Consider the following 13,680-nt stretch of genomic DNA (forward strand, 5'->3'; position numbering starts at 1 on the left):
ACGCCATCGGCGCGATCGGTCTCGTCGAGAACATGCCCGACGGCAACGCCCAGCGACCCGGCGACATCGTGACGTCGCTGTCGGGCCAGACCATCGAGATCATCAACACCGACGCGGAAGGCCGCCTCGTGCTGGCCGACGTGCTCTGGTACGTGCAGGACCGTTTCAAGCCGGCCTTCATGGTCAACCTGGCGACGCTGACCGGCGCCATCATCGTGGCGCTCGGTCAGGAGAACGCCGGCCTGTTCTCGAACGACGACGAACTCTCCGAGCGCCTGGCGGCGGCCGGCAAGGCGACGGGGGAGGGCGTGTGGCGCCTGCCTCTCAGCCCCGGCTACGACAAGATCATCGACAGCAAGTTCGCGGACGTGAAGAACTCCGGCGGGCGGCACGCGGGCTCCATCACGGCCGCGCAGTTCCTCAAGCGGTTCGTCAACGACACCCCGTGGGCGCACCTGGACATCGCCGGCACCGCCATGGGCTCGCCCGCGAGCGACGTCAACCGCAGCTGGTCGTCGGGCTGGGGCGTGCGGCTCCTGGAACGGCTCGTGGCCGATCACTACGAGGGCTGACTGCAAGACGCATGGGCTCCCGCCGGACGCAGATCCTGTTCCTGACCCTGGTGGCCGTGCTGATCATCAGCAGGGGCCTTGTCGGCGTGCCCTCGGGCATGACGCTGCAGGAGGTCTGGCACGCCCTCACGCGCTAGAGGCTGCGGGCCGGTCCGTCATCGCGGGTCGTCGTCAGGGTGTTCGCCGGCCCGATCGGGTGGCCGGCGTCGCCAGCACGCGGCGCACGGCCAGCGCGAACTCCTCGTCGTCGAGCGCCTTGCCCCAGGTCTTGTCCTGCGCTGCGTCCTGCCGCGTCGGGCCAGCCCCATCGTGGATCGCATCGGCGTCTTCGTTCCGGCCGGAGGATGCGGGTCCCGGTCGCGTCGTCACTGTGGTCATGGTCGTCTCTTGCCCGAGCCCGTCCATGGGACGGGCGTTCCGTTCCCCCGAAGTGGGGGAGAGGGGCCCCCGCCGCTAGTTGGTAGGACTGCGTTCGCACAACCCCCGACCCTGGACCTGAGGGTTTCCCACCAGTTTTACAAGTGGCCTTCGTAAAACTCGAAGATGGAATTTGCTTTGAGACTGCTTGCTTATTATCAATTTTAGCACGTCAAACGGTCGCGGACGCTCGAAATTAACCTGCCGTTACGGACAGAATCACGCAACCGGCGGTGTTTCCGAACGCGAAACACTTCAGAAAAGGGACAGCCCCCAGTCTTTGCACGCAGAGGTTTAGTACCTGGGGGCTCTCGTGCCGAATATCGTCTTTCGCGGTCCAGTGTTGCGCAGCGCAGCACTCGCGTGTCTTGCGTCGATTGCAGCCGCTGCTCTGGCCGGATCGCAGACATTCGCCGCCGCCACCATCGGTGCCCCCATCACGGTCCCGGTTCCCGCGCCCCAGAAGGGCTCGGCCGAGAGCCTCAAGGACGAGTACCGGCGCCCGGCGGAGATCCCGTTTCCCGCCAGCAACCCGTTCACGCCGGAGAAGCTGAAACTCGGCAAGACGCTCTACTACGACACCCGGCTGTCGGGGTCGGGAGCCCAGTCCTGCGCCTCCTGCCACAATCCCGGCTATGGCTGGGGCGACGGCCTCGCCAAGGGCGTCGGGGACGGCATGAAGGAGCTCAAGCGTCGTTCGCCGACCATCGTCAACGCCGCCTGGGGCCTGATCTTCATGTGGGACGGCCGCGCGCCGAGCCTGGAGGAACAGGCGCTCGGCCCCATCCAGGCGGCGGTCGAGATGAACATGCCGATCGAGAAGCTGCTCGAGCGGCTGAACTCCATCACCGAGTACAAGACCCTCTTCGAGGCCGCGTTCCCCGGCGAGGGCATCACGCCCGCGGGGATCGGCAAGGCGATCGCCACCTTCGAGCGCACCGCCATCTCGGGGTGGGCTCCGTTCGACAGCTGGATCGACGGGGACGCCAAGGCCATCTCGGCCAGCGCGCAGCGCGGCTTCGCGCTCTTCAACGGCAAGGCCCAGTGCAACACCTGCCACGTCGGCTGGAACTTCACCGACGACAGCTTCCACGACATCGGGCTGCCGGACGCCGACATCGGACGCGGCGCCTTCCTGGGCGTCGCGGTGAAGATGCGCCAGGCCTTCAAGACGCCTGGCCTGCGCGACATCAGCCGCCGCAGCCCCTTCATGCATGACGGCTCGATGGCCACGCTCGAGGCCGTCGTCGAGCACTACGACACGGGCGGGGTCGCCCGGCCGAGCCGCTCCGACCTCATCAAGCCGCTGGGCCTCACGGTCGAGGAGAAGGCCGACCTGGTCGCCTTCCTCAAGACCCTGTCCGGCTCGTCGGACGTCATCGCCCAGCCGATCCAGCCCCGCTGACCGTCTCCTTCCAAGACGACATTCCACTCCCGAGGCAACCCATGAAGCGCTTCTCCACCTTTTGCTATGCCTTCGCCGTGTTCGGCGGCGTCTCGGCCGTTGCCGCCGTCGCTGCCGACCAGTCCGTCCACCAGAAGGGCCGGGTCTTCTCGGTCGAGGCCCTGAAGGTGAAGACCGGCGAGGCCGTCGTGTTCGTCAACGACGACACGGTCCCCCACAACGTGATGTCGACGTCCGCCGGCAACGAATTCAACCTCGGCAGCGTCGCCCCGGGAACCGCGATGCCCGTCAAGTTCGACAAGGCCGGGTCCGTCCAGGTGATCTGCGCCATCCATCCCCGCATGAAGATGACGGTCACGGTCGACTGACGTCTCCGCCGAGATCCTTCGCGCTCCCTGCCGCGTCCTTCCGAGGTTCATCAATGCCCATCCGGATCAAGCTCATCCTGGGCTTCGGCATTCTCGTCGCCCTGACCGCCGCCCTTGCCGCCTTCGCGGTGCAGCGCGTGACGAGCCTCGGCACCATGGTGGTCCAGGTCTACGACCAGCCGCTCATGAGCATCAGCCACGCCCGCTCGGCGCAGGCGACGTTCAATGCCGCGGTCGCGGCCCTGTCCAGGGACCTGGCGCGCTCCGATGCCTCGGCCAAGACGGCGCTCGCCAACCTGGACCGTTCGGTCGACGATCTGCGCGGCGACCTTTCCGTCGTCACGGAGCGGGCGGGCGGCGACGACGTCCGGCAGGCCATCGGCGCGACCAAGGCCAGCCTCGACGACTGGCTGAAGAGCGTGCACCTCATGCTCGATCCGGGGAAGGGGGGCGCCACGGCCCTACCGGCTCCCTGGGTGCTCGACGCGAAGGCCAAGGCCGTCGGCGATCGCATCGACGATCTGGTCCAGGTCGTGGCGGCGCGCGGCTTCGAGTTCCGCACGGCGGCCGAAGGACAGATCCGGTCGTCGCAGTCCCTGCTCACCTGGAGCGCCGCGGCGGTGGCGGGCGTCGGCCTGCTCCTCGCTCTGCTGTTCGCCCGGGTCCTCGGTTCGCCGATCGTCCTGATGCGCCGCGGCGTCGAGAAGATGCTGCGCGGCGAATCGGTGGCGCTGTCCGCCGTCCGTCGACGCGACGAGATCGGCGATCTCGCGCGCTCCTTCATCGCCATCCACGAAACCGCCGTCACGGCCGCCCGCATCCGTTCGGCGCTCGACGGATCGAGCACCAACGTGCTCGCCGCCGACACGCAGGGCCGGGTGGTCTATGCCAACCAGGCCGCCGAGCGCCTGTTCCGGGAGCACGCGAGCGACTTCCGGTCCGCGGCCCCGAGCTTCAGTGCCGAGGCTGTGGTCGGATCGCGGCTCGACGACGTCCTGCCGCAGGGGCGCAGCGATGCTCGGTCCGCCCTCGATGCCGTGCAGGCCTCCGAGCGTGCCCGCTTCACCATCGGATCGCGCACGCTCGACGTGGTCGCCAGTCCCGTCGTCGATGCCACGGGCGAACGCCTGGGCGTCGTCGTCGAGATCACCGACTCGACGCAGCGCCTCGCCGCCGAGCGCGAGCTCAGCGAGGTGACGACGGCCATGGCCGCGGCCGCGATGAGCGGAGACTTCTCCAGCCGCGTCTCGCTTGACGGCAAGAGCGGGATGCTGCGCGACGTGGCGTCGGCGGTGAACGAGATCGGCTCGGTGGTCGAGACGCTCACCGACGATCTGACGGCCGCGCTCGGCGCCATCGCCGAAGGCAACCTGACGCGGGGAATCGACCGCGGCTATTCCGGGCGCTTCAAGGTGCTCGCCGACGCCGTGAACGGCACGCTGGCCCGGCTCGCCCAGACCATCGAGACGATCAAGTCGGCGGCCGACCACGCGACGGCCTCCGCCGCGGAGATCGGCGGCGGGGCGCAGGACCTCTCCATGCGCACCGAGCAGCAGTCGGCCTCCCTCGAGGAGACCGCCGCGACCATCGAGGAGCTGGCCGCCTCCATCAAGGCTACCGCCGCCAATTCGCGCAACGTGGTGTCGCTGTCGGAGGACGCCACGAAGAAGGCGGCCAAGGGCGGCGACATCGTCACCGCCGCGATCGAGGCCATGGCCCGGATCGAGGCCGCGTCCGGCAAGATCTCGCAGATCACCTCGGTCATCGACGAGATCGCCTTCCAGACCAACCTCCTGGCGCTGAACGCGGCCGTCGAGGCGGCGCGGGCGGGCGATGCCGGCAAGGGCTTCGCGGTCGTCGCCTCCGAGGTGCGCACGCTGGCCCAGCGCTCGTCCGAGGCGGCCAAGGACATCACCCAGGTCATCCAGTCGTCGGCGCAGCTCGTCCGCGAGGGCGTCGAGCTGGTGCAGTCGACCGGGGCGACGCTCGGGGAGATCGTGAAGGCCTCGCAGAACGTCGCCGCCACCGTCGCCGAGATCGCCACGGCCGCCGGCGAGCAGGCCAACGGCATCGACGAGATGAGCCAGTCGATGTCCGACATGGACGGGATGACGCAGCAGAACGCCGCCCTCGCCGAGGAGAGCGCGGCCTCGGCCACGGCGCTGTCCCAGCAGATCAACCAGCTGAACGAGCTCGTCGCGGCGTTCCGCACGGGAAGCGGCGAGAAGCGCGCCGCGTCGCGCCAGTCCCTGCGCCGGTCCGCCGCCTGAAGGCGGCGGGGCGGGGGTGACGCCGGGGCCCTGGCCTCAGCGCACCCGCTGCAGCAACGACGACGCGGTGGCCAGCACGCGGCCGTTGTCGCGCAGCTCGTAGGGGATCTGCTGGACGCTCGTATCGACGGACTGGCATTGGCCCTGCGCATTGCAGACGCTGGGCGGGTTGGCCTGCTGCACCTGGTACATCACCACGCGGCCGCGGGCGGCCCACTGGCCGGCCGTCGCCAGCGTGAAGCCGTTCGGCCAGCGCCGGTACTCCTCGAAGCGCCCGTTCGGGAACAGCGAGAGGGCGATCTGGGATCCGTCCTGGGCCGTTCCCTGCCACGCGCCGCTCAGCATCGCCGCCTCGCCGCCGGTCTGCGGGGCCGGCGCGGGCGGGGGCATCGGCTGGGGCGATGGCGTCGGCCCGACGACGGGCGGCGCCGGATTGACGCCCACCCGCACCATCTCCGCGAGCTGGCCGCGCGCGTCTCCCTTCTGGCCCAGGAAGGTGCGCATGATGAGCCGGTTCGGGTCGCCCGGCCGAGCCATGACGATGGCCCCCTCGATCGTCTCCTGGCGCCCCTTCTGGTCGCGCACGACGAGGGTCAGGATCGGCATGCGGCGCGTTTCGAGCTGGGCGTAGAGCTTGAGCCCGCGCCGGGCCAGTTCCTCCTCGGTCCCCGCCTGCAGCAGCCGGGCCGGCACCAGGCCGTCCGCGTCGGGCTGGCCCAGCCGGAGCCAGGGCTTGCCGGAGGCGTCCGCCCAGTCGCCGGTCAGGTTGGCCGGGCGCAGCGCGCGGCCGCCGCTGAGCAGCGTCAGGACGGTGTCGTTGGGGTAAGTCAGGGAGACCGGGTAGTGCTGCGGCTTGCCCGGCCCGGCGATGCCCTCCGGCCTGACCGAGATGTAGTAGTCGCCGGGGCGGGCGAGGTCGGCGATGAGCTTGGGCGGCGTCTTGCCCCAGGGCATCGGCGGGCCTGCCGGCAGCCATTCGCGGCTGCCGTCCGGGCGCTGGGCGAGCACCATGAACGTGAAGAGGTCGTTCGGCTCCGGATCGACCGTGCGCTGGATCTTGCGCCCGTTGTCCCCGTCGAGCAGCACGACGACGAGGTCGGCGGTCAGGTTTCCCGGATTGAACTGCACGATGGCGTCCGCGCGGCCCACGCCCTGCCGCTCGATCACGGCGCGCGCCGTCGACCGGGGAACCGCTTTCTCGCCCAGCGTCGTGGAATCGAGCGTCGCCTCGACCATCTGGTCGCCGCTGGCGACGAGGAACGTCAGCCCCGAGGCATCGAGGGTCAGCTTCGAGCCTTCGGGCGTGTACTGGGGCACGAGCAGGTCGGCATAGTCGCGGGCCTCCTTGAGCCGCTCCCGCGCCAATTCGGTGTCGAGCATGAAGCCGATCGACAGGATCAGGGTGCGGTCGAGCTTGGCGTCGCGGCGAGAGACCTGGCCGGTGGCGTACAGGACGTTTTCGCCCTTCATCTCCGCCTTGACGACCAGGGGGTCTCCGAAGGCGCCCTTGTTGACGGCCTGGTTCGTCAGCACGTTCACGACGCTCAGCGCCGTCACCTCCGGCGGTGGCGCGTCGGCCTGCTGCCGGTGGATCTGCTGGAGAAAGGCCAGCCAGCGCGTGTCCCGGGCGAGGCGCGTCTCGCCATAGGCCTTGGACAGGTTGTCCTCGCGCAGTGGCGCATAGATCGACAGGCCCTTGGCGCGCTGCGTCTGGTTGATCGCCTTGTTGGCGATGACGGCATCCTGCACGGCCGTACGGAACGCGGCGAGTTCCGCGCCGATGTCGCCGCGGTTCTTCAGGTTGGCTTCCATGCGCGAGAAGCTGTCGACGATGTCGACGCTGGCCAGCGCGCTCGTGCCGCTGGACAGGTCGTCGACGCGGCCCTGCACGGCGAAGGTCTCGGCCCAGAAGAGCGACTGGGCGGTCGGCCCCCAGGCCTGCGGGATCTGGGGCTCGAGAACCTTCAGCACGCCGTCGAACCGCCGCAGCAGCGCGTCCGCCTTGTCGAGGTCCACCGCCGACAGGGTGGAGACCTGCTCGCCCTTCTCCTGGTTGAAGGCGGAGAACCCGTCGACGATCGCGGTGGCGATGTCGCGCGTGGGGGCGTCGGGGCGCTGGAAGGCGCGCAGGAAGCGGTCGTAGGCCCAGCCGGTGCCGGGCTCGATGGCCTGGGAGGCCACGAGCACACGGGCGATGTCGTGGGTCTCCGCGACCGTCTCGAGCTGGCCCATCAGGCACATGTCGAGCCCCAGAAGATCCAGACGCCCCACATTGGCCGCGGGCAGGCCCTTGCGGATGGCGTCGGCGGCTTGGACGATCGACATGCCCTGGCGGTCGCCCTGCCGGCCGGGAATGTCGAAATCCAGCAGCATCGCGGACCAGCCGCCGCCGTGGTTCCAGAGCACGACGCCGTGCTTCTCCGCCGGGAAGCGCCTGAACGCGTCCGCCATGGTGCGCGACAGCATGGCCGGGTCGCCCGAATGCACCGGGCCGATCTCCGCCAGCACCTCGGCGCCGACGTTGGTCTTGTCGGCGCTCGGCCGAACGCGCAGAAGCCGCGCGCCGGTCCAGCCGAGCCTCGTCTTGCCGAGATCGGCGAAGACGATCACCTCCACGCCCTCCGCCGGAAGGCCGTTCTGCATCTCGATGAGGTCGTCGACCGCGAAGCGCGCCAGGTCGTTGTCGGCGGCCATGTAGACGAAAATCGTCCAGCGGGCCGGTCCGGCGGCGTTCGCCGCCGTGCCCGCCATCGCGAGGACGAGGAGGGCGACCCCGAAAAGGGCCTTGCAGACGACCCGGGCCATGGCGGTCGTCCTCACTGCTGAGGTTGCAGCGGCAATCCGGCCTGCTGCCAGGCCCACAGGCCCCCGCGGTACCAGAAGACGTTCCGGAAGCCGGCGTTCACCGCGCGCAGCGACACGTTGTAGGACATCCAGCAGTTCGGGTCGGAGCAGTAGACGATCACCGGGATGCTGGTGTTGCCCTGCGAGACCTGCTGGAGGATGCGGACCAGCTGCTGCTGTGCCTGGTCGTTGAAGCTTCCGGCCTGGGCGGCGAACGAGGCGGGAATGGCGCCCGGCAGCTTCTGCTGCCCGCCCAGGGCATCCAGGACGATCATCGGGCTCGGCGGCTGGACGCTGGCCAGGGCGATGAGGTTGAGGGTGTCGATGACGCGGGCGCCGGGAATGCTCGACGGCGTGGGGCCGTGCATGGCGCCCTGGTGAAGCTGGCTCGTCGGGCCGACGCCGTAGTCCTGCTTCTCCTGCATCGAGAGGTTCTGGAGGAGCTGAGCGTTGATCCCGGGCGGGAGACCCGCCACCTGCGTGCCGCCACCGGGCTGCTGGGGCGGGCCGCTAGGGAAGCCGCCCGGTTGCTGGAACCCGCCGCCGGGTTGCTGGAAGCCACCCGGCATGCCACCACCGCCGGAGGGATAGCCGCCGGCGCTCGGGTAGCCGCCGCCCGGCTGCTGCCCGTAGGGTGAAGGTTGCCCATAGGGCGATGGCTGGCCGTATTGCGGGGCTTGGCCATAGGGAGACGGTTGGCCGTAGCCGCCGCCGGGCTGCTGGAAGCCTCCGCCGGCCTGGTAGTTGGGCTGCGGCATTCCGGGTTGCTGCATCCCGGGTTGGCCATAGGTGCCGGGACCGGGCTGGCCGTAGCCGTTGCCCGCTCCAGGCGAAGGCTGCGGGAACGGCGGGACCTGCATCTGCGCCAGGCCCGGCGCGGCGCCCAGGACAGTCACAAGCATGCAGGCTGCAAAGGCATCACGCACGCGCAAACCCGGCATGTTCGTCCACTCCCGTCGGCGTTGAAACCTTGGATGCCGCAACTTTGCGGTGCAGGTTAAGACGAGATTAATGCTACTATTCGTTTACACAAGTCACTTCGTCGGCGATGAATGGGTCATCTGCCCTGGGGGATCTCGGCCTTGCTGGGACGCGCCTTGCTCTTGTCGCTCGGCCTGCTGGCCGGAGCGGACGCGACGGCGGTCGCACAAGCGCCCGCGCTGCATCTGAGGCGCGTGGAGATCGCCGATCCGGCTGGATTCCAGAGCTCCGTCGCCGCTTTCGCTCTCCTTGCACCCGCCGGGTGGTCGGTGCGCGGTGGCATTGCCTGGCAGACCGCGCCTTGCCCCCTTCACATGATCGTCACCCACGCCGCGGTTGAATCCCCCGACGGGAGCTACGCGCTCGAATTCTTCCCCACCCAGACATGGACGTGGAGCACCGATCAGCTCGCCAATGAGGTCGCGCAACGCATGGCCGCCGCGGGAACGGCCTGTCCGGCTCGGCCCGCGATGAATGCGATCGACGCCCTCCGGCAGATCTACCTGCCGGCCTTCAGGCCCGGAGCCGAGGTGCTCGAGGCGCGCGGCGATGCCGCGCTCGCCGCGGAGTTGTTTCGGGCGCGGCAAGGGGAGGTGGGGCTCTACGGGGCCCAGGCGCAGCTGTGGTCCGACGCGGCCCGCCTTCGGCTGCGAACGGGCGGGTCCGAGGAGTGGCTCGTCGGCGGCCTCACCGTCATGGCTCATCCCGTGCCCTCCGCCAGCCTGGCGATGCAAGGTGCGATCGGTTCGGCCACGGCGCTCGACAGCGTCATGTCGGTGTCCTTTGCCTTTCGTGCGCCCGCCGGGCAGCTCGATGCATCCGAGCCGGTGCTGTCGGCGATGCTGCGGTCCGTCCGCATCAATCCCGCCTGGCAGATGGCCGCGGGAAAGGTGCTGATCGCCGTTGCGCAGGCTCAGCTCAAAGGCGCCGTCGACCGAGCCAACATCTGGCGGGACGCGATGCAGGAGATCGGCGAGGCAAGGATGCAGTCCTGGTGGCGCACGCAGGAGAGCCAGGATCGTACGGCGCTCGCCTTCAGCCAGTCGCTGCGCGGGGTCCAGAGCTACGTCGAACCCACGGGTGGCTCCGTGGAACTCCCTGCCGGCTACGCGTCCGCCTGGAGCAATGGCCTCGGCGACTACGTGCTGTCGTCGTCGCCCGGCTACACGCCGGCCGCGATGATGCCGGGGCAATGGACGGAAATACAGCCACAACGGTAGCTTGGTTCGGGCAAGGGCAAGGAGGCGGCGCGTGACTTCGCAAGGACAATCTCTCCGGACGGCGGTCGCCCTGGCGGCCATGGCGCTCGCAGCCTGTCTTGGCGCGGGCCCCGCCGCGGCGCAGACCTACTACAACGGCTGGAACATCGGCCCCGACTATGGCGCCATGCTGAACCAGATGATGCAGAAGGAGCAGATGCTGCAGCAGCAGATGCAGCAAAATACCGCTGTCATCGTCCAGCAGACCATGGCCAACCCCGATTGCGCGGCCAAGTACAGGCGCTACCTGACCTATGGCGGTCGGATGAACTACGAGACCTTCGCCTACTACTACGCGGCCACACGCGGTTTTTCGCCGGAAGGCATCGCCTATTTCAACCAGACGGAAATCCGCAACAACGCGGCCGAGATGGCGGCGCTGATGCGCCTGCGCGAGGCGGAGCAGCAGAGTGGCCAGGCCATCGGCCAGTGGCAGAACGGCTTCAGCGCCAACCAGAACGAGTTCGGCCATCAGCTGATGGGCAACAGCACCTACTTCAATCCGCAGACCGGCACCAACCAGGTGTTGCAGCACATCCAGCCCAACGTGCCCACGACCGATCCGAACACCGGGCACGTCTACCAGATGGACAATCTGGGCAACTACTACGTGATGATGCCCAACGGATACTGGTATCCCATGGGTCCGCGCCGGTGAGAGGTGCGTCGCCGGGCGACATCGGCTAAGCAGGCGGAACCGGGCACCTCGGCCCGCGACCGACAGCCCGAGCGATGAGCGAAGCGACAGGGACAGAGATCCTCTTCTACCACCTGCAGCGCCAGCCCTTGGACGCCGTGCTGCCGCAGCTGCTGGAACGCAGCCTGCAGCGCGGCTGGCGGGTGGTCGTGCAGGCGGTGACCGCGGAGCGCGTGGCCGCGCTCGACGACCACCTGTGGACCTATGCGGACGAGAGCTTCCTGCCCCACGCCACCGACCGCGAGCAGGGAATCGGCGACGAACCGATCGTGCTGACGACCACCGACGCGAACCCCAACGCGGCCACGGTTCGCTTTCTCGTGGAAGGGGCGCCCGTTCCCGCCACAATCTCCGAGTATCGGCGCCTCGTGCTGCTGTTCGACGGACATGACGATGTGGCACTCGCCTCGGCGCGCGCCGCCTGGGCGGCGCTGCGGCAGGCCGGCGCGAAGCCGACCTACTGGCAGCAGGACGACACGGGGCGCTGGGAGAAGAAGGCGTGACGGTACGGAGTGGTGGGCGGCGTTTCGCCCTGGTGGCGGCGATGGCGCTTCCGTTTGTGGCCGGAGGCTGCGCGATGGAGATCGGCGGCTTCGTCAACGATCGCAGCGCCACGGCCCGCGTGGCGACAAGCGAGGCCCTGGTGGGTGAGGACGGGCGGTGCACCGCCGACCTCAGCATCGATCCCGCCACGTTCCGCGGCCGCGAGGGCGACGGGCTCCTCGGCCTCACGGAATGCGAGCTGGTGGCCGCCAAGGGGCCGCCCCTGAGCGTCCAGACGGGCGCCAGCTCGGCCGCCAAGCGCGAAACCACGATGCTCTACATGGAGCCGACCGGAAAGACCGTGTTCCTGTTCACCAACAACCGCCTGGTGCGCGTCATTCGCTGAGGTCCGGCGCGGGTCTCGCTCCCGGCAGGGCAGGGAGAGCGCCCTTCGAGGCGTCGTCGCGCGTCAGCCCGCCAGCGCCGTTTCGTATTCGGTCGAGAGTTCCAGCCACTCTTCCTCGGCGGCCATGAGGCTGCGCTCCAGGTCGGCGCGCTGGGCCGAGAGCTGGCTGGCCTTCACCGGGTCCTTCTCGAACGTCGCGGGATCGCCGAGCACGCCGTCGACGCGGGCGATCAGGTCCGAGAACTTCGCCATACGGGCTTCGAGCGCCTCGATCTTCTTGCGCAGCGGCGTGAGGGAGGCGCGCCGCTCGGCCGACTCGCGGCGCTGCTCGGCCTGGGACGACTTCTGGTCATCGCCCTTGGCGCTCGTGCGGCTCGCGTCCTCCGGGCCTTCGAGCACAAAGCGACGGTAGGCGTCGAGGTCGTCGTCGAACGGCTTCACCGTCCCGCCCGCCACCAGCCAGAGCCGGTCGGCGCAGGCTTCGAGCAGGAAGCGGTCGTGGGAGATCAGGATGACGGCCCCGCCATAGTCGTTGATCGCCTCCATCAGGGCGGAACGCGAGTCGATGTCGAGGTGGTTCGTCGGTTCGTCGAGGATGAGCAGGTGCGGGCCGCCGAAGGTGGCCAGGCCCATCAGAAGGCGGGCCTTCTCGCCGCCCGAAAGACTCGACACCGGCGTGTCGGCCTTGGCGCCGGGGAAGCCCATCTGGGCACAGCGAGCGCGGACCTTCGCCTCGGTCCCGTCCGGCATGAGGTCGGCCACGTGGCGGTAGGGCGTCCCGGCGGGGTTCAGCTCGTCGAGCTGGTGCTGGGCGAAATAGGCGACCTGCAGCTTCTGCGACCGGCGCACGACGCCGGACATGGCGCCGAGCCGACCCGCCACGAGCTTGGCGAAGGTCGACTTGCCGTTGCCGTTCGACCCCAGCAAACCGATCCGGTCATCGTCCGCGATGGAGAGCGACAGGCGGCTCAGGACGGGCGTGTCGCCATAGCCGACGGTGGCGCCCTCCATGGCCACGATCGGAGGCGACAACGGCCGCTCGGGCGAGGGGAAGTCGAAGGGCAGCACGTCCTGGTCGACGATGGCCGCGATGACCTGCATCTTCTCCAGCCGCTTGACGCGCGACTGGGCCTGCTTGGCCTTGGATGCCTTGGCCTTGAAGCGGTCGACGAAGGCCTGCAGGTGGCGCCGCTCGTCCTCCTGCTTCTTCTTGAGCTTGAGCTGCAGCGCCTGCTGCTCGGCGCGCTGGCGCTCGAACTGGTCGTAGCCGCCGCGGTACAGCGAGAGCTTGCCCTGGTCGAGGTGCAGGATGCTGTCGACGGACTGGTTCAGGAGATCGCGGTCGTGGCTGATCACGAGCACCGTGTGCGGGTAGCGCGCGAGATACTCCATCAGCCAGAGCGTGCCCTCGAGGTCGAGGTAGTTGGTCGGCTCGTCGAGCAGCAGGAGGTCGGGCTCGGCGAACAGCACCGCCGCGAGCGCCACGCGCATGCGCCATCCGCCCGAAAACGACGAGCAGGGCCGCTGCTGGGCCTCCTCGTCGAACCCGAGGCCGTAGAGGATGGAGGCGGCCCGCGATGGCGCCGCATGGGCGCCGATGTCCGTCAGGCGCACCTGGATCTCGGCGATGCGGTTCGGATCCGTCGCCGTCTCGGCCTCGGCCAGGAGCGCGGCGCGTTCCGTGTCGGCGGCCAGCACCACCTCCGCCAGCGTCTCCGGCCCACCCGGGGCTTCCTGCGCGACCGAACCGATCTTCAGGCCGCGCCCGATCATCACCGAGCCGCTCTCGGGGGAGAGTTCGCCGCGGATGATGCGGAAGAGCGTGGTCTTGCCCGTGCCGTTGCGGGCGACGAAACCGACCCGCGCGCCCGTGGGAATGGCGACGGTCGCCTTGTCGAACAGCGTCCGGGCGCCCAGGCGATAGGTGAGGTCGTTGACGTGAAGCATGGCGGGCTTGTCGCAAACGGCCGCGCCGCGT

At 69.3% G+C, this 13,680-nt stretch carries 12 protein-coding genes and 1 pseudogene; 9 read left to right on the plus strand and 4 right to left on the minus strand.

Annotated features, from left to right (window positions below; translation table 11 throughout):
- Positions 1-572, plus strand: a pseudogene (locus tag Q0Q47_RS15615) (leucyl aminopeptidase); the annotation flags it as partial.
- Positions 573-583: 11 nt separating this feature from the next.
- Entirely contained in the window at positions 584-709 is a 126-nt protein-coding gene (locus Q0Q47_RS15620; protein WP_293861649.1) for a hypothetical protein, read from the plus strand.
- A gap of 34 nt (positions 710-743) precedes the next feature.
- On the opposite strand, the gene Q0Q47_RS15625 is transcribed toward Q0Q47_RS15620, so the two are convergent.
- Positions 744-950 carry a hypothetical protein gene (locus tag Q0Q47_RS15625; protein WP_293861652.1) on the minus strand — a complete coding sequence of 69 codons (207 nt, stop codon included), beginning with the start codon at positions 948-950 and terminating at the stop codon, positions 744-746.
- A gap of 382 nt (positions 951-1,332) precedes the next feature.
- On the opposite strand from Q0Q47_RS15625, the gene Q0Q47_RS15630 reads away from it, so the two are divergent.
- Genes Q0Q47_RS15630 through Q0Q47_RS15640 form a run of 3 tightly spaced genes read left to right on the plus strand, consistent with a single transcriptional unit; the run spans position 1,333 to position 5,032 of the window.
- Positions 1,333-2,394, plus strand: coding sequence for a cytochrome c peroxidase (locus Q0Q47_RS15630; protein ID WP_293861655.1), 1,062 nt, complete (start codon positions 1,333-1,335; stop codon positions 2,392-2,394).
- A 41-nt stretch (positions 2,395-2,435) separates the two neighbouring features.
- Entirely contained in the window at positions 2,436-2,762 is a 327-nt protein-coding gene (locus Q0Q47_RS15635) for a plastocyanin/azurin family copper-binding protein (RefSeq protein ID WP_293861658.1), read from the plus strand.
- A 53-nt stretch (positions 2,763-2,815) separates the two neighbouring features.
- Positions 2,816-5,032, plus strand: a complete 2,217-nt coding sequence (locus Q0Q47_RS15640) for a methyl-accepting chemotaxis protein (protein WP_293861661.1) — start codon at positions 2,816-2,818, stop codon at positions 5,030-5,032.
- A gap of 36 nt (positions 5,033-5,068) precedes the next feature.
- Here the strand turns inward: Q0Q47_RS15640 and Q0Q47_RS15645 are convergent, their stop codons facing one another.
- Together Q0Q47_RS15645 and Q0Q47_RS15650 are read right to left on the minus strand one after the other, a co-directional pair.
- Positions 5,069-7,837 carry a clostripain-related cysteine peptidase gene (locus Q0Q47_RS15645; protein WP_293861664.1) on the minus strand — a complete coding sequence of 923 codons (2,769 nt, stop codon included), beginning with the start codon at positions 7,835-7,837 and terminating at the stop codon, positions 5,069-5,071.
- A gap of 11 nt (positions 7,838-7,848) precedes the next feature.
- Complete coding sequence (locus tag Q0Q47_RS15650) at positions 7,849-8,778, minus strand: rhodanese-like domain-containing protein (protein ID WP_293861667.1); 930 nt, start codon at positions 8,776-8,778, stop codon at positions 7,849-7,851.
- Positions 8,779-8,958: 180 nt separating this feature from the next.
- Between Q0Q47_RS15650 and Q0Q47_RS15655 the strand changes: the two genes are divergently transcribed.
- The 4 genes from Q0Q47_RS15655 (at position 8,959) to Q0Q47_RS15670 (ending at position 11,702) form a co-directional block, all read left to right on the plus strand.
- Entirely contained in the window at positions 8,959-10,077 is a 1,119-nt protein-coding gene (locus tag Q0Q47_RS15655; RefSeq protein ID WP_293861670.1) for a hypothetical protein, read from the plus strand.
- 31 nt (positions 10,078-10,108) lie between these two features.
- Positions 10,109-10,774: a hypothetical protein gene (locus tag Q0Q47_RS15660; RefSeq protein WP_293861673.1), complete on the plus strand. Its 666-nt coding sequence runs from the start codon at positions 10,109-10,111 to the stop codon at positions 10,772-10,774.
- A gap of 74 nt (positions 10,775-10,848) precedes the next feature.
- Positions 10,849-11,316, plus strand: coding sequence for a DNA polymerase III subunit chi (locus Q0Q47_RS15665; protein ID WP_293861676.1), 468 nt, complete (start codon positions 10,849-10,851; stop codon positions 11,314-11,316).
- A gap of 41 nt (positions 11,317-11,357) precedes the next feature.
- Positions 11,358-11,702 carry a hypothetical protein gene (locus Q0Q47_RS15670; protein ID WP_293861679.1) on the plus strand — a complete coding sequence of 115 codons (345 nt, stop codon included), beginning with the start codon at positions 11,358-11,360 and terminating at the stop codon, positions 11,700-11,702.
- 63 nt (positions 11,703-11,765) lie between these two features.
- Here Q0Q47_RS15670 and Q0Q47_RS15675 read toward each other — a convergent pair whose 3' ends face one another.
- On the minus strand, positions 11,766-13,649 hold the full coding sequence (locus Q0Q47_RS15675; protein ID WP_293861682.1) for an ABC-F family ATP-binding cassette domain-containing protein: 1,884 nt from the start codon (positions 13,647-13,649) through the stop codon (positions 11,766-11,768).
- Positions 13,650-13,680: the final 31 nt, after the last annotated feature.

The sequence above is a fragment of the uncultured Alsobacter sp. genome, from assembly GCF_945952055.1.
Lineage (GTDB): Bacteria > Pseudomonadota > Alphaproteobacteria > Rhizobiales > Beijerinckiaceae > Alsobacter.

Bases quoted from the DNA above. Each gene is read 5' to 3' on its own strand.
- Q0Q47_RS15620 (WP_293861649.1), top strand. From the start codon at position 584: ATGGGCTCCCGCCGGACGCAGATCCTGTTCCTGACCCTGGTGGCCGTG.
- Q0Q47_RS15625 (WP_293861652.1), bottom strand. From the start codon at position 950: ATGACCACAGTGACGACGCGACCGGGACCCGCATCCTCCGGCCGGAAC.
- Q0Q47_RS15635 (WP_293861658.1), top strand. From the start codon at position 2,436: ATGAAGCGCTTCTCCACCTTTTGCTATGCCTTCGCCGTGTTCGGCGGC.
- Q0Q47_RS15640 (WP_293861661.1), top strand. From the start codon at position 2,816: ATGCCCATCCGGATCAAGCTCATCCTGGGCTTCGGCATTCTCGTCGCC.
- Q0Q47_RS15645 (WP_293861664.1), bottom strand. From the start codon at position 7,837: ATGGCCCGGGTCGTCTGCAAGGCCCTTTTCGGGGTCGCCCTCCTCGTC.
- Q0Q47_RS15650 (WP_293861667.1), bottom strand. From the start codon at position 8,778: ATGCTTGTGACTGTCCTGGGCGCCGCGCCGGGCCTGGCGCAGATGCAG.
- Q0Q47_RS15665 (WP_293861676.1), top strand. From the start codon at position 10,849: ATGAGCGAAGCGACAGGGACAGAGATCCTCTTCTACCACCTGCAGCGC.
- Q0Q47_RS15670 (WP_293861679.1), top strand. From the start codon at position 11,358: ATGGCGCTTCCGTTTGTGGCCGGAGGCTGCGCGATGGAGATCGGCGGC.
- Q0Q47_RS15675 (WP_293861682.1), bottom strand. From the start codon at position 13,649: ATGCTTCACGTCAACGACCTCACCTATCGCCTGGGCGCCCGGACGCTG.